Origin of the sequence: Salinimicrobium marinum (assembly GCF_014651535.1) — a bacterium.
GTDB classification, from domain to species: domain Bacteria; phylum Bacteroidota; class Bacteroidia; order Flavobacteriales; family Flavobacteriaceae; genus Salinimicrobium; species Salinimicrobium marinum.
In genome coordinates, this window is sequence record NZ_BMXB01000009.1 from 108991 (window position 1) to 126195 (window position 17205).

The 17205-nt window shown below is 40.9% G+C and carries 14 protein-coding genes; 5 read left to right on the forward strand and 9 right to left on the reverse strand.

Annotated features, from left to right (window positions below; all coding sequences use genetic code 11):
• Positions 1–54: 54 nt before the first annotated feature.
• From IE056_RS11935 to IE056_RS11970, 8 genes are all read right to left on the reverse strand, one after another.
• Complete coding sequence (locus IE056_RS11935) at positions 55–456, reverse strand: YkvA family protein (RefSeq protein ID WP_189604941.1); 402 nt, start codon at positions 454–456, stop codon at positions 55–57.
• A gap of 23 nt (positions 457–479) precedes the next feature.
• Positions 480–1499: an AI-2E family transporter gene (locus IE056_RS11940; RefSeq protein WP_189604942.1), complete on the reverse strand. Its 1020-nt coding sequence runs from the start codon at positions 1497–1499 to the stop codon at positions 480–482.
• A 19-nt stretch (positions 1500–1518) separates the two neighbouring features.
• Complete coding sequence (locus tag IE056_RS11945; RefSeq protein WP_189604943.1) at positions 1519–1950, reverse strand: VOC family protein; 432 nt, start codon at positions 1948–1950, stop codon at positions 1519–1521.
• An 8-nt stretch (positions 1951–1958) separates the two neighbouring features.
• Positions 1959–2204, reverse strand: coding sequence for a DUF7218 family protein (locus IE056_RS11950; protein ID WP_189604944.1), 246 nt, complete (start codon positions 2202–2204; stop codon positions 1959–1961).
• A gap of 51 nt (positions 2205–2255) precedes the next feature.
• Positions 2256–3122 (reverse strand): 23S rRNA pseudouridine(2604) synthase RluF, encoded by an 867-nt coding sequence (gene rluF / locus IE056_RS11955; RefSeq protein ID WP_189604966.1) that lies wholly within the window; start codon positions 3120–3122, stop codon positions 2256–2258.
• Positions 3123–3153: 31 nt separating this feature from the next.
• Positions 3154–3708 (reverse strand): hypothetical protein, encoded by a 555-nt coding sequence (locus tag IE056_RS11960; protein WP_189604945.1) that lies wholly within the window; start codon positions 3706–3708, stop codon positions 3154–3156.
• A 175-nt stretch (positions 3709–3883) separates the two neighbouring features.
• Complete coding sequence (locus tag IE056_RS11965; RefSeq protein WP_189604946.1) at positions 3884–4939, reverse strand: S66 peptidase family protein; 1056 nt, start codon at positions 4937–4939, stop codon at positions 3884–3886.
• Between the two features lie 24 nt (positions 4940–4963).
• Positions 4964–6310: a D-alanyl-D-alanine carboxypeptidase/D-alanyl-D-alanine-endopeptidase gene (locus IE056_RS11970; protein WP_229793744.1), complete on the reverse strand. Its 1347-nt coding sequence runs from the start codon at positions 6308–6310 to the stop codon at positions 4964–4966.
• Positions 6311–6464: 154 nt separating this feature from the next.
• On the opposite strand from IE056_RS11970, the gene IE056_RS11975 reads away from it, so the two are divergent.
• The 4 genes from IE056_RS11975 (at position 6465) to IE056_RS11990 (ending at position 14030) form a co-directional block, all read left to right on the forward strand.
• Positions 6465–9650 carry a SusC/RagA family TonB-linked outer membrane protein gene (locus IE056_RS11975; protein WP_189604947.1) on the forward strand — a complete coding sequence of 1062 codons (3186 nt, stop codon included), beginning with the start codon at positions 6465–6467 and terminating at the stop codon, positions 9648–9650.
• A 12-nt stretch (positions 9651–9662) separates the two neighbouring features.
• Entirely contained in the window at positions 9663–11057 is a 1395-nt protein-coding gene (locus IE056_RS11980) for a SusD/RagB family nutrient-binding outer membrane lipoprotein (RefSeq protein WP_189604948.1), read from the forward strand.
• A gap of 106 nt (positions 11058–11163) precedes the next feature.
• Complete coding sequence (locus IE056_RS18700; RefSeq protein WP_308427635.1) at positions 11164–13314, forward strand: N-acetylmuramoyl-L-alanine amidase; 2151 nt, start codon at positions 11164–11166, stop codon at positions 13312–13314.
• 83 nt (positions 13315–13397) lie between these two features.
• The gene (locus IE056_RS11990) at positions 13398–14030 is read left to right on the forward strand and encodes a 7-carboxy-7-deazaguanine synthase QueE (protein ID WP_189604949.1); all 633 of its coding nucleotides are present in this window, start codon (positions 13398–13400) and stop codon (positions 14028–14030) included.
• Between the two features lie 42 nt (positions 14031–14072).
• Here the strand turns inward: IE056_RS11990 and IE056_RS11995 are convergent, their stop codons facing one another.
• Positions 14073–14645: a DUF2911 domain-containing protein gene (locus tag IE056_RS11995; protein ID WP_189604950.1), complete on the reverse strand. Its 573-nt coding sequence runs from the start codon at positions 14643–14645 to the stop codon at positions 14073–14075.
• A 419-nt stretch (positions 14646–15064) separates the two neighbouring features.
• Here IE056_RS11995 and gyrB point away from each other — a divergent pair, with 419 nt between their 5' ends.
• The gene (gene gyrB, locus IE056_RS12000; RefSeq protein ID WP_189604951.1) at positions 15065–17005 is read left to right on the forward strand and encodes a DNA topoisomerase (ATP-hydrolyzing) subunit B; all 1941 of its coding nucleotides are present in this window, start codon (positions 15065–15067) and stop codon (positions 17003–17005) included.
• Positions 17006–17205 lie beyond the last annotated feature (200 nt).

Sequence of the window (17205 nt, forward strand, 5' to 3'; positions counted from 1 at the left end):
AAAAAAGCAGGCTTGAATGTTCAAACCTGCTTTTTCAGTTTTAAGGTATGCTGTTTAAGCTTCTTTCTTTGCAATTTTCCAGTCCAGGTATTCATGCAGATCTGTTTCAATAAAACGCAGGACTACGGTGAGAATTAAGAAATCATCTACATAGCCTACTCCTGGTAAAAAATCCGGGACGATGTCTAACGGATTAAAAACATATAAAAGCGCCATTCCTATAGCGGCTACAGAAAACCAGGGTATTTTAGTATAATCTCCCTTTCTGAAATCACTCAGTAAACCAAACATAAGTTTTCCCAGTTCCGTAAATTTCTTCAGGGAACCTGCGTTAGAGATCTTTTGATTGATCTCTTTGGAGTTATCCATGACAAGATCAAGGTCTCCTTCATCAATTTTGGAGATCTCGCTGTTTACATATTCATCATTGATTTTCTTTTTCACATTCTTCAGCATTTCTTGTTTTTTTTAGTTAATAATTAAAGTCGGTCCTGTTCATTTCCGTATTCATGCTTGTATATCTTTAAGATAAGTAAAAATAAGGAGATAAGCAGCGGACCAAAAATAAGTCCGATAAATCCGAATAAGGGTACTCCCACTACGACCCCAAAAAGCGTTATGAGAGGGTGTACACTTGATAATTTTTGCAGGATGTATAACCTTAAAATGTTATCGGTTAAGCCTACAATGGTTACTCCGTAGATCAAAATAAAGATAGCCTGCCAGTCCATATCCATTGAAAAAAGCAGAATAGCCACTGGTAATATACCAAGGGTGGTTCCTACAAATGGTACCATTGCACCAATGGCGGTAATGACAAACCAGAAGAAGGGATCGGGAACTCCAACAATTAAATATCCTACCAGGGCAATAACCCCCTGGAAAAAAGCAACTAAAGGGATTCCAAGAGCGTTGGATTTTACAGATTCATCACCTTCGTGCCCAATGATCTGCAGGTTTTCTTCCCCAATAGGAATATAAGAAATGAGGATCCATTTTAATTTGTTGCGGTTAATCAGCATATAGTACAACATGAAATACATGATCCCAATAGCAATAAATGCATTGAAAGTACCCACACCCAGATCCTGGAGATTGCTGGAGATCCAGTTGGTCACTCGGGAAGAATCAATGGTGTTGTTGAGATCGTAGCCTATATAGGCTTCTGCTTCCCGAACCTGGGTTTTTATGGCAGCCACCACTCTTTCTGAGTTTGCCACTGCCTTCCCGATTTTTGAGGAGAGCATTAAGATCGTTAGAGATATAGGAACCAGTATTCCTATAAAAGAAAGAAAGATGAGAAAACCTGCTGCAATGGATTCCTTCCATCCTTTGTTCACCAGGCGGTCCATCCATTTTCGCAGGATGACATGTAAAGTTATTGCTCCTAAGACTCCGGTGAGGTAAGGAATTATCTCACGGAAAATTAAAACCAGTAGAAATAGTATGAGTAACAGCACGAACAACTGTCGTACCAGGGAAGGTTTTAGTTTATCCATGAAAGATCTTTAATTAAGACTATTTGGCAAATAACTGGCTTTCGTCTTTAAAAGCCTTGAATTCAAGAGCATTTCCACAAGGATCTTTGAAGAACATCGTCGCCTGTTCTCCTACTTTTCCTCCAAAACGTATATAAGGCTCGATCACAAAATTGATCTTTTTCTTCTTTAGATCTTCAGCAAATTGATGAAAGGTATCCCATTCGAGAACTACCCCAAAATGTGGAACAGGAACCTCTTTTCCGTCTACAGGATTACTGCCTTTAACAGAATCTGTACCTGAATTCTCTTTGTAATGAATTACAAACTGATGTCCGAAAAAATTAAAATCTACCCAATGATCGCTGCTTCTGCCTTCTTCACAGTTCAAGGTATCGCGGTAAAATTTTCTTGCCGCTTCAAGGTTGTCTACTGGAACGGCTAAATGAAATGGTCGTACTACGTGTTGCATATAATTTATTAGTGATTTCTTAAGGCATTGATAAGTTCATCCTTACTCATATTGGAACGTCCTTCAATACCAACTTCCTTTGCTTTTTTGTAAAGGTCGTCTTTACTTCTTTCTTCGTAGGTATCAGCTTTGCCACCTTTCTTGCCAGAGTTTGATGTATTGGCAATCCTTGCGGCTTTTTCTTTACTGGCACCTTTATCCCGAAGTGCTTCGTATTGGTCTTCGTTTTTGATTTTGTTGCTGTTAGTTCCCATTTTTTCTTTTAAAAATAGGAAGAACTAGCGCAAATTAACCCTAATGCTCTGTTAAGATTTTGAGCCTCTGTTTCTGTTTCCCGAACGCTGGTTACCACTGGAGGGCTTCCGTTTTTTTCGGTTTTCCACGAATTTCTGATTCCTGTCGCTGCTGGTTTGTGAATGCTTTTTTTCCTTCGGTGGAAGAGAGGCTTCTTCGGTTTTGGTTGAATCCCCGGTTAATTTGTCAAGGGTTTCCAGCTCTTCCGGAGTGATATCGCGATATTTCCCTACCGGAACATCCAGTTTGATATTCATGATCCTTATGCGCTTCAGCTTTACTACTTCATATCCGAGATATTCACACATCCGCCTTATTTGCCGGTTAAGTCCCTGGGTTAGTATGATCCTGAAGGAATATTTGCTAAGCTGTTCTACTTCACATTTTTTTGTTACCGTATCCAGAATAGGTATTCCATTGCCCATACGTTCAATAAAATCGGTGTTGATCAACCTGTTTACTGTTACAATATATTCCTTTTCGTGATTGTTGCGGGCCCGTAAAATTTTGTTCACAATATCTCCGTCATCGGTCATGATGATAAGGCCCTCGCTAGGTTTATCTAGGCGGCCTACAGGAAAAATGCGCGTGGGAAAATTGATGTAATCCACAATATTTTTCTTTTCCTCGGGATTGGTGGTGCAAACAATTCCCACAGGCTTATTGAAAGCCAGGTAAACATTCTTTTTTTTCCTGGAATCTATGACAACATCATCTACACGTACAACATCTTCAGGAGATACTTTGGTTCCCATTTCAGGAACAGTTCCGTTAATGGTTACTCTTCCCTGGTCAATCAGTTCATCGGCTTTCCGGCGGGAGCAATAACCTGCTTCGCTTAAATATTTGTTGAGTCTGGTAAGATTTTCAGAAGACATGGAAATGTTGTTTTTCAAAAATTATTTAAGATCAATCCCAACCAATCATGAAATACTTGATCTTCGCTTCATCGGGAATTTGGGAAGCCTGGATGCGGGTTTGGGTGTCGTAACGAAGTTCTGCGGGGAGCTCCTTTTTACTAATTGTTATATAGGTATTGATGTCGTCAATAAAAATCACCGCAGCAGATAACGTGTTTTCAATTCTGGATATGTTGTAATTTTCTACAATGTCTTTAAAGGTGCTGGCAGTACTTAGGCCTTTGGCTGTTTCAAACCTGGGATCCATGACCTGGATGTACCCAATAGTACTGGTAGTATCAAAAGCCTGTACCGGCTCAAGAAGCAGCAACTGTTTTCCGCTTTGGTCGTAGATCTTTATTTCATTACTGTTCCTGAACAAATCTCCTTCACTCATTTGTCTTACCACTGAATCATTGGCAAAAATCGAATCCAGCTCATAAACGCGTGTACTTTTCTTTAAAAGTCCTACCCGGTCCTTGTCTATTAGGTGAGGGTCTTCGTCTTTGTCACATGAGGTAAAGCACAGCAGTGCAATGAGAATTAAAAAGGATGCTTTTTTCATAACGTGAAAAGAAATTATATGGATTTTAAAATTTTCTGAAATTAATGGAAGGTAAAAATAATGAACTGAATGGAAGAAGTTTCACGGATTTGGTATTATTTACTTCTGAAAATCCTTAAAAACCATAAACCTCAACCAATAAATATTTTACAAACGAAAAAGATCCTGATAAATTCTAGGTGACAGCAGGACTTTTGAGCCTGATGGTGCCCTTTTCGGCATTTATTTCGGCTTCTATTCCGTTTGGAATGGTGAAATTATCATTTATGTGACCTATCATGGTTCCCGAAAAAGCCGGAATTCCAAGGGGCTTTATGTAATGGTCCAGCACCTCTTCCAGGGTAAGGGAGCCATAACCATTTCCAGGGTCACAGTTGGTACATTTTCCGAAAACGAAACCGCTAATACTATCCAGTACCCCTCCCAGCTGGAGCTGTGACATCATTCGGTCTACGGCATAAATTGCTTCTCCTACATCTTCAAGGTACAGGATCTTGTTGTTCCAGTCTGAAGGGAAATATTCAGAACCCATAATTCCGGTGAGAACAGAAAGATTTCCGCCAAGGAGGTTTCCTGTTGCTGTGCCCGGGGTCATTGTTCTTGTACGGTTTTTCACCTGAGTTAAGAGTCCCCCTTTTTCAGAAGGATTTTGCAAGAAAAGAGCTTCCTTATCAAAAAGCAGTCGTTTAAAATGGTCTACGGCAAAGCCATTCCAGGTGGAGGTCGCTAAGGGTCCGTGAAAAGTTATCAGGCCTGTCTTTTCATAAATAGCCATATGCAGTGCGGTGATATCGCTGTATCCAATAAAAATTTTAGGATTAGCTGCAATGGCCTCATAATCCAGCTTATCGATAATTCTCGCAGCACCCGATCCTCCTCTAAGTGCAATTACAGCATTCACGGAAGGATCCCTGAACATGTCATTAAATTCCTGAGCTCTTTCTTCATCCAACCCTGCTAAATGACCATACCTGTTTTTTACATGTGCCCCTAATTTTACTTTCAGACCCATGGCTTCCATAGATTCTACTGCAATTTCATAAGGTTCGGTTTCAAAAATTGCACTCGAAGGGCTTACTATTCCAATGGTATCTCCTGGTTTTAAAGCTTTTGGAAGCACTGCGGAATTATTGTTGCTAAAAATATCTTTTTCAAAGCCCGTTAAAGCTGGTGCAAAAGGAAGTATGATGCTTCCTAAACCCATATTTTTAAGAAATTTTCTTCTTTCCATAGTATATTTTCTTTTCCCTGTTAATTAATATTTCAGGTAGATTTCTTTTAGAATATGTTCCATTTCTTCTTTGATCATCGAAGTGGGAACTGTATAATTGCTGTTCATAAAGCTGAAAATCAACACCCTTCCCGACTGTGTTTTAAGAAAGCCGCTAAGGCTGTGATTATTGTTCAGCGTTCCTGTTTTTGCATAAATATAAGGTTCTTCTTCTCCTTTATACAGATTTTTAATGGTGCCCGATTCGCCGCCTGCGGCCATTAGACTGAATAAACGTGGTTGTGGTACTTCCTGTTGTATTTTTTCCAGGATTTTTACTACGCTTCTTGGGGTGAAAAGATTGTATCTTGATAAGCCTGAACCGTCCACCCATTGAATTTCATCTGGCAGATCCTGAAAATATTCAGATTTTATGTGATCTATGGCTATGGAAGATTTGAGAGTGTCAGAAATCTCATTCGCACTCAGTAACAGGATCTGTTCAGCGATAAAGTTATCGCTTACCTGAAGCATTCTCCTGTACAGACTATCTGCAGGGATGCTGTACAGAGTTTTAAAATCCTTAAAGGAAGAAGGAATTTCTTCAATCAATTGCACATTTTTTGGCAGCGTATCATTCAGCAGTGCTACAATTATTTCTGAAGAATACTTAAAAGGTACCGATTGTTCTCGTTGGGGGTTTCCAGGATTATGTTTCAGAACAAAAATATTTTCAGAAAGATTTCGTGTAGCTCCCGAACGTTTTGTCTTAAGATCCTTTGCAAACTCTATCTTCTCCTGAAAGTAGCCGGGATATACCAGAGGAACGGAATCTTCCGGTGTAAAAGTGAAATTCACATAATTCCCATACATTGGAAAGGCACCTCTTTCTACAGAATAATACCAGTTGTAATCTCCCCAAGCCCAGCCCGGGCCAAAATGGTCTTCGGTAAAATCTGGAGCCGCAAAAAACAATTTTTCCTCCCGATCCTTTAAAAACTGGAAAACCTGTGAATAGGGAAATTCTTCATGTAAAAAAGAGGGATCTCCCGTTCCGCGGAAAATGAGGGAATCATTTTGCACAGCATATTGGAGTCCGGGTACAGAATCTCCCAGGATTTTTAGTCCGGTATAAAAGGTGAGCAATTTCGTATTAGACGCCGGAGTAAAATATTTTTCAGAATTATGTTCATACAGTACCTCCTGCGATGCCGGGTCATACACCATTAACCCCGAGAACCCCTGCCGGAATGCTTCCGAAGTGTCAAAGCGGGTAGTTATTTCATTAGTAATATTTTTCCTGGAGGCACAGGATGTCAGAAATAGCAGCGTACATGCTATGATAGAGAAATGAAGAGGTTGTCTGGAAGAAAGGAAGTTTTGTATTTTCAAAATTATCAGGGAGGGTTTTTAGGATTCGGTTAATTTTTAAGCTGAGATGTTGAGAATAAGTTATTTGTCCAGATGAACAGCAGAATTTTTAGATTAGCTGCTATAAATTTATTTATATTTATGGTTTATTTAATAATTTTTAACAAAAAAGCTGATGAGAAACAAAACTTCATTAATCTTCTTCTTTCTAATTGTTTTTCAAATTTCAAACGTATTTGCACAGGAGAAGACAGTGACGGGAACAGTATTGGTTGCCCGTGACGGAATGCCTTTGCCAGGGGTGAATGTACTTATTCAGGATTCAAACCGGGGAACAATAACCGATATGGATGGAAACTATTCCATTGCGGTAGAGAGTGGAGATGTATTGGTGTTTTCATCTGTAGGTTTTCAGACTGTCGAAAGAACAGTAGGAGATCAGAATGTAATAGACGTTCGTCTTGAAATGAACCTTCAGAACCTGGATGAGGTTGTGGTGACCGCATTGGGTATTTCAAGGGAGAAGAAATCTCTGGGGTACGCCACGCAGGAAGTAGAGGGAGAAAACCTGAACCTTACCAATGAACAGAATGTACTGGGTTCTCTATCAGGGAGGATTGCCGGTGTACAGGTGACAGGGGCTTCTGGAGCAAGTATGGGGGGTACTCAGAAAATTAAAATTAGAGGGGTGAATTCCATCAGTGGAGGTGATCAACCTTTAATTGTTGTAGACGGAACTCCTATTTCAAATGCCAATTTTTCTGAAAGTGCCGGGGCCGATTTTGGAAACCTGGGGCAGGATGTGAATCCTAATGACATTGAGTCGGTGAATGTATTAAAAGGGCCAGCCGCATCGGCTTTATATGGTATTCGGGGGCAATATGGAGTAATTATGATTACAACCAAAAGTGGTCAAAAAGGAATGAAGGATATAAATGTGCAACTAAATTCTTCTTTTACCATTGAAAGAGCTGCCAATTTTATGCCTCTTCAAAATATGTATGGTGGTGGTTCCAGCCAGGAATTCAGCACGCTTCCAAATGGAGATCCCTATGTAGCAATGGGAGTGGATGAAAGCTGGGGTCCAAGAATGGATGGTACGCCTGTAAGACATGCCTGGAGTTTTTATCCGCAGGATCCTGGGTATGGTGAATTGGCACCTTTTAGTCCGCAGCCAGATAATATTGAAGATTACTATGAAACCGGGTATAACCTGAACAACGGAGTAACAGTTTCCGGAGGAAATGAGAATACGGCTTACCGTTTAAGTATCAACGATACAAGAATAGAAGGGGTAGAGCCAAATACCTATCTAAACCGGAACAATGTAGGCCTGGATGCCAGTCTTGACCTTACTGATAACCTGACGGTTTCCAGTAACATCAACTATGCAACGAATGATGCACAACGACCTTCTCAAGGTTCAGAATCGGGTGCAGGGTATCTGGTTCAGTGGTTTCAGCGGAATATCGATATGAATAGATTACGAAATTACCAATATGATGATGGGACATTTCAGCACTGGAATCTTCGCAGCCCAAGTTCCGAAACAGGGGAAATCACCAATTTTGATCCGCTTTACTGGAACAATCCTTTTTTCGAAGCCTATGAAAATACCAGTAATGACAGAAGGGATCGCTTTTTCGGAAATATCGGATTGACCTATAACGTGTTGCCGTCACTGGAACTTCGTGCCTTTGTGCGTTCAGATATGTATACACAGAATATTGAATCCAGATCAGCTTTCGGTGGAACAGGACTTCCGGGATTTTCTATAGGGAAATATCAAAACAGGGAAATGAACTATGAGTTTTTAGCGGTTTATGATAGAACTTTTGGAGACATTTCAGTAAATGCAACCTTAGGAGGAAATATCTTTGACAGGCGATATTCTTATTTATACCAATCTACTGTAGGAGGACTTTCTACTCCGGGATATTATAATATAGAGGCTTCTATAGACCGTCCCGAGGTTACCAACTACCTGTTGCGAAAACAAATACGGAGTGGATTTGGAATGTTGTCACTGGGATACAGGGATACCTATTTTGTAGATGCTTCCATAAGAAATGATAATTCATCTACCTTACCCGAGGATAACAACTCTTACTGGTATCCTTCAATTTCCGGAAGTTTTGTGTTTAGTGAGCTCGTAGACTGGGACCTGCTTTCCTTCGGAAAACTTCGAGCCAGTTATGCTCAGGCAGGATCAGATCTGAGTCCTTACCAAACTACTATGGCTTTTGGGGTAGGGACAGTTTATGATGGCACCAACACCTTAACTGTACCGAATAATCTGAATAATCCTGATATTGAACCTTCATTTGCTCATTCATATGAAGCAGGTTTTGATCTTAGATTTTTTAATAGCCGGTTAGGTCTGGATTTCACCTATTATGAGCAAAAGAACGAGAACCAAATTATTAGTCTTGACGTTTCCGGTGCCAGTGGTTATAGCTCCAGCATCATTAATGCTGGTTTGATTGAGAACAAAGGATTTGAACTTAGTGTCAATGCAGTACCTGTTCAAACTGATAATTTTTCCTGGGAGTCTGTTTTTAATATTAACAGAAACGAGAGTATGGTAGTGGAGTTACATCCGGATATTGATGTATATACTTATGGTTCCACTACGTATTCTTCCGTAACCAGCTACCTCAATTCTTATGAAGGCAAACCATTTGGAAGCCTGGTGGGACAGGCTTACCAGAGAGATGAAGCTACAGGACAAATCCTGTTGGGAGCAGACAATATGCCATTGTATACAGATGCAACACATGATTTTGGTAGTGTTTTGCCCGATTTTAACGGAGGGTTCCAGAATACCTTTCGCTTTGGCAATTTCAGTTTAGCCGCAATGATAGATTTCCAGGGAGGCGGACAATTCTTTAGCCGCTCAAAAATGCTAGCAGTACGAACCGGCCAGGATCCTGTTACCGTGGCAACAAATTCGAACGGAATGAATGTGCGGGATCCTCTTGAAGAAGGAGGAGGTGTGGAAGTATCAGGAATTTCTGCCGAAACAGGAGAGCCTGTGACAGCTTTTGTAGATGCCCGCTCATACTATAGAAATGTGGTGGGTAGAAGAATTTATGAGGAATGGTTATTTGATGCTTCCTACGTGAAATTGAGGGAAGTGCGGTTAGGGTACAACTTTGGTCAAAATCTCATGGAGAGGTTGCCATTTGAAGCTGTGAATGTCGCCCTGATTGCCCGCAACCCTGTAATGATCTGGCAGGAAGCGCCGGAAGGGATTGATCCTTCAGAAATTTCTACAGGAAGTCAATCCATCAGCTGGTACGAATCGGGTCAGTTAAGGTCCGTGAGATCTATTGGAGTGAATCTAAACATCACATTTTAAAAATCAGGAAAAATGAAAAAGAGTTATATAATCCTAATGTTAAGTAGTTTCTTTTTGTGGAGCTGTGACAATTTTGATGATGAAATCAATATTAATCCCAATTTACCTAATCAGGCATCAGGTACACAGTTAATTGCCAGTGCCCAGCTTTCCCTTTCGGGGTTAAGTGCTTCCCCTAAAGGGGCATTCATGGCTCAGTATCTTGCAGAAACACAATATGTTGGTCAGTCACTTTACCCGCAGGAGAGCACCAGTTTTTACGGCTGGTATCAGGGTCCTTTGATGGATTTGGAAACAGTAATCACTTCAGATGATCTTAATGCTAATGAAGGCCCGGTCGCCAATCAGGTGGCAGTTGCGAAAATATTGAAAGCTTATTACTTTTGGAATATTACAGACAGATGGGGAGATGTTCCCTATTCAGAAGCCTTGCAGGGATCGGAAGATTTTACCCCGGCTTATGATACTCAGGAATTTATTTACAATGATCTTTTCGAAGAATTGAAGGAAGCCACAGGCATGATGGTCCCGGGAAATATTGACGGAGATATTATTTATGGAGGTGATATGGAAAAGTGGGAAAAATTGGGGAACACTATTCGTTTGCTGATGGCCTTACGTCTTTCTGAAGTTGCTCCCGAAAAAGCGAGTGAAGAATTCAACCTCGCCTGGAATGCCGGGGTGATGTCTTCTAATGGAGATAATTTTGTATTTGAACATTTAAACGATGCAAACAACCAAAACTACTGGTACAATCAGGTGGTAGATCAAAACCGTGAATGGTGGGCAATTACCGAAAATCTTGTAGAAGAAATGCAACCTGTAAATGATCCAAGGTTGCCGGTTTATGCCAATCCTGCCAGAGCAACCGGAGAATTTGTGGGAATGCCATACGGAATAGAAGAAATTGAAGGTGCTGAGACGGAAGATTATTCGCTTCTGGGATCTGAAATCTTTGCCCAGGATGCATCCATTCACCTGGTGACTTATGCCCAGGTCCTATTTGCTGTTGCAGAAGCGGCTGAGCGGAGCTGGATTTCTGAAGATCCTGAAGAAAATTACAACATGGCCGTAGAAAATTCCATTTTACAGTGGACCGGAACAAGCGAAGGTGCAGCTGCATTTCTGAGCAATCCTGAAATTTCATTTAATTCTGATACAGCTTTAGAGCAGATTGCAGAGCAACGATGGGTGCATTTGTACATGTTTGGGTATGAAGCCTGGTCTGAATGGAGAAGGACGGGCTATCCAAATGATCTGGTAACACCCAATGGAGTGGAGATTCCTGCCAGGTTAAATTATCCCGATAATGAAGCTTTCAATAACCGGGAAAATTACAATCAGGCTGTGGAACGGCAGTTTGGAGGTGAAGAAAGCATTTACGGAAAGGTTTGGTGGGATGAATAAATCCCTCCCTTTAAATTTTTGAAGAGGCGGTTTTAAAAGCCCGATTTACGTCAACCTGAACTCGTTTCAGGTTCTTATGAGAACTCGAAATCAATTAAATAGGATTTTGAAATACATTCAGAATGACGAATTAAAAGCTTTTAAAACCGCTTCGTTTATTATTACTTCTATGAGAAAAGTTTTATTTATACTGGGTGCTGTGTTAATTCTTTCCTGTGGGACCGCTAAGAACAACACCGGAAGAATTATTGACCGGCCCATTGTTTTTAATGAAGAGCGGAAAGAGCTTAGCCTGGAATACATGAAGGAACGTTACGGACTGGAGCAGGAAGAGCCAACAATTGAACCTAAAATGGTGGTCCTGCACTGGACTGCAATTCCAACGCTCGAGAGATCTTTTGGAGCCTTTAAAAATCCCATCTTGCCGGGAGCCCGTACCGCAATTTCCGGGGCTGGTAACCTGAATGTTTCTACTCATTTTCTGGTGGATCGCGACGGAAAGATTTACCGGCTAATGCCCGAAACACTAATGGGCAGGCATGTGATTGGCCTCAATCATACTGCCATTGGAGTGGAAAATGTAGGAGGCACAAAAGATACACCGCTTACCTCTGAACAGCTGGAAGCCAACATCTGGCTTGTGAACTACTTGAAATCCAAATACGATATAGACTACGTGATTGGGCATCATGAATACACAAATTTTGAAGGTCATGAGCTGTGGCTGGAAAAAGATGCGAGTTACCGGACCCAGAAATCCGATCCGGGAGATGATTTTATGGTGAAAGTTCGCGCAGCGACACAAGACCTGCAGTTCAAGCCGGTTCCGGAAAAATCTGGGGCATCTTTTTCTCAGAATTCGGAGGTGCTTTCTCAGATATTAGCTAGTTATGAGGATTATAGGGAGCTTTCTTTAAGTGAAAGAAGGATAAAACATGAAGATATTCAGCCGCTGCTCGAAAAGTGGAAGGAGCATCCTGATTTTAAGGTTCAGAAGGTGGGGGCTTCTATTGAAGGAAGAGCTTTGTCGCTTGTTAGTATTGGCTCCGGAGATACAGATGTGTTCCTGTGGTCGCAGATGCACGGCGATGAATCTACTGCTACAATGGCTATTTTCGATATCTTCAATTTTCTTGCTTCAGATTCCTTTCAGAAGGAAAAAGAAGCACTGCTGAAAAATACGAAATTACACTTTCTTCCCATGCTGAATCCTGATGGAGCTGAGGTTTTTCAGCGAAGGAATGCTCTTGGAATCGATGTGAACCGGGATGCGCTGCGCCTGCAGTCTCCCGAAGCTAAAACGTTGAAAAGAGTGAGAGATAGCCTTGATGCCGATTTTGGATTTAACCTTCACGATCAGAGCAGGTACTATAATGCAGAAGGCACTGCAAATCCTGCGACTATTTCTTTTCTGGCACCTGCTTACGATTTTGAGAAATCGGTTAATGAGGTGAGGGGAGATGCGATGAAACTAATTGTGGGGATGAACCGCGAACTTCAAAAATATGTGCCCGGGAAAGTGGGCAGATATAATGATGATTTTGAGCCAAGGGCTTTTGGGGATAATATTCAGAAATGGGGTACGAGCACGATCTTGATAGAATCGGGTGGTTTTCCAAATGATCCGGAAAAACAGGAGATCAGGAAATTGAATTTTCTTGCCCTACTTACGGCGCTTTTTTCTATTTCAGATGAAAGCTATAAATCGGCTGATATTTCTGAATATGAAGCTATTCCGTGGAATGACAGTAAGCTATATGATCTAAAGCTTACAGGTCTGGAATATGAACTGCAAGGAGAAAAATATGTGCTTGATCTTGGAATTAATCGTGGAGAAGTTTCCACGGGAGACGGAAAAAAATTTTATTACCGCAGCCGGATTGCAGATCAGGGAGATCTTTCCACAAACTATGGATATGAGTCAGTGGATGTTTCGGGTACCACGCTAAAATTCGGAAAGATCTATTCTGAAACTTTTTCAGATATTAAAGCTTTGGAAAATCTTGATTTTGCTTCCCTTTTATCGCAGGGGTATGCTTTTTTCAGGGTGAAAAACCTTCCGAAGAATAATTTCACCAACTATCCGGTTCAGGTAGTTGGAGAAAAATTTGAGCTTTCAGAGAATCTTCAGGTAGGGGTGAATCCCACCTTCTTTCTGGAAAAAGATGGCAGGTTAAAGTATGCTGTCATCAACGGATTTTTTCAGGAACTGGAAGCGCCCGGGATAAAGGTAGAGAACGGGCTCATCCTGAAATAGGCTGTAGTCCCTGGTTCCTGCCTGTTGGAAACCTGAAGGGAAAGAAAGTTCTTTCCACAGCTTTTTCCTTATCTTTGCAGGCTATGATTACAGAAGAAACACAGGAATTGGTTGATAAAGGTATTATGCTTCCTTTGATGGAAGAGTTTTATACCATTCAGGGAGAAGGATTTCATAAAGGAACGGCTGCTTATTTTATACGAATTGGCGGTTGTGATGTTGGTTGCCATTGGTGTGATGTGAAGGAAAGCTGGGATGCCGGCTTACATCCTCCCACACATATTGGAAAGATTATTGAAAATGCTATTTCCAGCAGTAAAACGATCGTGATTACGGGAGGCGAGCCGCTTACCTGGAATATGGCTCCTCTTACTACTAACTTAAGAGAACGGGGATGCAAGGTTCATATTGAGACATCTGGAGCTTACAAACTTTCGGGGGAATGGGACTGGATTTGTCTTTCACCTAAAAAGATAAAGTTGCCTACAGAGGAAATTTATCCCGTGGCAAACGAGCTGAAAGTGATCGTTTTTAATAAACATGACCTTGAATTTGCAGAAGAACAGGCTGCAAAGGTTGGAAAAGACTGTATTTTGTATCTACAACCGGAATGGAGTAAAAGAGAAAAGATCATCCCGCTGATTGTGGATTATGTAATGAAAAATCCGAAATGGAAGGTCTCTCTTCAAACGCATAAGTATTTGAATATCCCATAAAAAAAGCGCCAACAGGCGCTTTTTTCAATTCTAAAACTTGTTTTACATGCCGGGATCCTTGAAAGGAACCTCTACATACCTGTCATCCCAGCCAATTAATAGTTTTGCTCCTTCTTCTGAAGGTTCAAAAGCCATGGATAAGGATTCAATGGAAGTCTGGGCTCTTCTTACCGGTACTTTTATTCGCGCCATGTCCTGTTCCACGTGATAATCATAAGCTCCCCATACATTGGTGCTTTTATTAAGGATCACGGTCCATTCATTTTCTTCAGGAATTGTGTAAAGCGTGTAAGTTCCTGCTTTAATAGTTTCGTTACCTACCATCATATCTTTATACAATGTGAGCTCTGTTGCTTCATTTGCCCCAGTTCTCCATACTTCCCCAAAAGGAACCAGTTTTCCGAATACTTCGCGGTCTCTCCTTTGAGGTCGGCTATAAAGTACGCGGGCTACAGCCTCTTCCTCCTGGTTACGAAACAGGGCCACGTCCATTGGACTTACATCCATTTTGGAGAAATTAGGGTTTCCTGTTTTACCGTCATTATCCTGAGCTTTAATTTCTGATGTTCCAAGGCAGCCTAAAATTATGGCAGCCATCAACATAATATTCTTCATAATCTATTGTTTTGATATTTTTGATAAATATAATCTTCCCTAAAGCATTGATAAGTTAAAGGATTGTTTAAAGTTAGTTAATGTTTTTCTGATTATTTAAATAATTCAGATTAAAAAACCGAGTTTTTTACGCCCGGTTTTCACTTTACTGAAGAAGAAGCTGCACCTGTGGAAAAGTTCGGCTAAAAGTAATTTGGAAAATACTCTATAGAAGTACCTGTGACTTCATTAAAGGCTGATTCCTTCTCATTTCTGAGAAAATTAATAGCAAATGTCCGGATTCCTGGGAAATGGCATTTTTTCCACATAAATTGTTGATAACTTCAAGCCTTATATGTAGTACGGAAGAGGCTAAAAAGACCGTTTATTCTTATATTTGTTCGTTATTGAAATTTGACAAAATTTTAACGTATTTATATATGAGCGAAGAGGTTAAAAGAGACAGTTATTCGGCAGATAGTATTCAGGCGCTGGAGGGAATGGAGCACGTAAGAATGCGTCCATCCATGTATATTGGAGATACTGGAATAAGAGGTTTGCACCACCTGGTTTACGAGGTGGTAGATAACTCTATTGATGAAGCTCTTGCCGGGCACTGTGATGTGATTAGCGTTATCATTAATGAAGATAACTCAATCACTACCAAAGATAATGGTCGTGGTATTCCCGTAGACCTTCACCGAAAAGAAGGAGTTTCTGCCCTTGAGGTGGTAATGACCAAAATTGGTGCAGGAGGGAAATTTGATAAAGATTCCTATAAAGTATCGGGAGGTTTACACGGGGTAGGTGTGAGTTGTGTGAATGCCCTTTCAGACAACCTGAAAGCTACGGTTTACCGTGAAGGGGTGATCTGGGAGCAGGAATACGAGAAAGGGAAGCCAATGTATCCTGTGAAATCTGTGGGAGAAACCACAGAAAGAGGTACGGTGGTTACTTTTAAACCCGATCCCACCATTTTTCAGCAAACTACCGAATATAACTATGAAACCCTTGCCAGCCGTATGCGGGAGCTTGCCTTTTTAAATAAAGGAATCCGTATTACGCTAACAGACAAACGGGAGAAAGATGAAAAAGGAGAGTATATTTCTGAAGAATTCCATTCCGAAGAAGGACTTAAAGAGTTTATAAAATTCCTTGATGGCACAAGAGAGCCTATTATTAGTGATGTGATTGCTATTGAAGGGGAGAAGAATGATATTCCTGTTGAGGTTGCAATGGTGTACAACACTTCTTTTAATGAGAATTTACATTCTTATGTAAATAATATTAATACTCATGAAGGAGGTACTCACCTGGCCGGATTCAGAAGGGGGTTAACGACTACTCTAAAGAAGTATGCAGATGCTTCTGGGATGCTGGACAAACTGAAATTTGAGATTTCCGGAGATGATTTCCGGGAAGGTCTTACTGCTATTGTTTCGGTAAAGGTGGCGGAACCTCAATTTGAAGGGCAGACAAAAACCAAACTTGGAAACAGGGAAGTGACTTCCGCTGTTTCACAGGCGGTTTCGGAAATGCTTGAGAACTATCTGGAAGAAAATCCTAATGATGCGAAAATCATTGTTCAGAAAGTAATTCTGGCTGCACAGGCAAGACATGCTGCGAAGAAGGCACGGGAAATGGTGCACCGTAAAACAGTGATGAGTGGTGGTGGTTTACCGGGTAAACTATCAGATTGTGCTTCTCAGGATCCATTTGAAAGTGAAGTGTTCCTGGTAGAGGGAGATTCTGCGGGTGGAACGGCAAAACAAGGTCGTGACCGTCATTTCCAGGCAATTTTACCTTTACGGGGTAAGATACTAAACGTGGAAAAAGCCATGAGCCATAAGGTGTTCGAGAATGAAGAGATTAAGAATATTTATACCGCTCTTGGGGTAACCATTGGTACCGAAGAGGATAGCAAGGCGCTTAACTTATCAAAATTAAGATATCATAAAGTTGTGATTATGTGTGATGCCGATGTGGATGGTAGTCACATTGCTACCTTGATACTTACTTTCTTCTTTAGATACATGAAAGAATTGATCGAGGCAGGTCATATTTTTATTGCCACTCCACCACTATATTTAGTGAAAAAAGGCTCAAAAAAACGTTATGCCTGGAGTGATAAAGAACGCGATGAAATAGCCGATTCTTATAGCGGCGGGGTAAGTGTGCAGCGATATAAAGGTCTTGGGGAAATGAATGCGGAACAATTGTGGGATACCACTATGAATCCGGAATTCAGAACGCTTAGACAGGTAACGATAGATAACAGTGGGGAAGCCGACAGGATTTTCTCTATGTTAATGGGAGATGAAGTTCCGCCAAGAAGGGAATTCATTGAGAAGAATGCAGTGTATGCAAATATTGATGCGTAATCCCTTTTAATAAGGTCTCTAAAGAGGCTGTTTAAAAAGCTTTAAAAACGTCAGTCTGAATTTGTTTCAGAATCTCATAGTTCTGATTTTCAGAATTTAACAGAACCTGATCTACCAGTTAATTATGGGGCAGGTTGACGACAAAAGTGCTTTTTAAACAGCCTTTTTTGTTTTTATATCTGAAAGGGAAATCATCCTGC

Excerpts from the sequence above, each read along its gene's own strand:
- IE056_RS11935 (WP_189604941.1), bottom strand. The coding sequence starts at position 456 with ATGCTGAAGAATGTGAAAAAGAAAATCAATGATGAATATGTAAACAGC.
- IE056_RS11940 (WP_189604942.1), bottom strand. The coding sequence starts at position 1,499 with ATGGATAAACTAAAACCTTCCCTGGTACGACAGTTGTTCGTGCTGTTA.
- IE056_RS11945 (WP_189604943.1), bottom strand. The coding sequence starts at position 1,950 with ATGCAACACGTAGTACGACCATTTCATTTAGCCGTTCCAGTAGACAAC.
- IE056_RS11950 (WP_189604944.1), bottom strand. The coding sequence starts at position 2,204 with ATGGGAACTAACAGCAACAAAATCAAAAACGAAGACCAATACGAAGCA.
- rluF (WP_189604966.1), bottom strand. The coding sequence starts at position 3,122 with ATGTCTTCTGAAAATCTTACCAGACTCAACAAATATTTAAGCGAAGCA.
- IE056_RS11960 (WP_189604945.1), bottom strand. The coding sequence starts at position 3,708 with ATGAAAAAAGCATCCTTTTTAATTCTCATTGCACTGCTGTGCTTTACC.
- IE056_RS11965 (WP_189604946.1), bottom strand. The coding sequence starts at position 4,939 with ATGGAAAGAAGAAAATTTCTTAAAAATATGGGTTTAGGAAGCATCATA.
- IE056_RS11975 (WP_189604947.1), top strand. The coding sequence starts at position 6,465 with ATGAGAAACAAAACTTCATTAATCTTCTTCTTTCTAATTGTTTTTCAA.
- IE056_RS11980 (WP_189604948.1), top strand. The coding sequence starts at position 9,663 with ATGAAAAAGAGTTATATAATCCTAATGTTAAGTAGTTTCTTTTTGTGG.
- IE056_RS11990 (WP_189604949.1), top strand. The coding sequence starts at position 13,398 with ATGATTACAGAAGAAACACAGGAATTGGTTGATAAAGGTATTATGCTT.
- IE056_RS11995 (WP_189604950.1), bottom strand. The coding sequence starts at position 14,645 with ATGAAGAATATTATGTTGATGGCTGCCATAATTTTAGGCTGCCTTGGA.
- gyrB (WP_189604951.1), top strand. The coding sequence starts at position 15,065 with ATGAGCGAAGAGGTTAAAAGAGACAGTTATTCGGCAGATAGTATTCAG.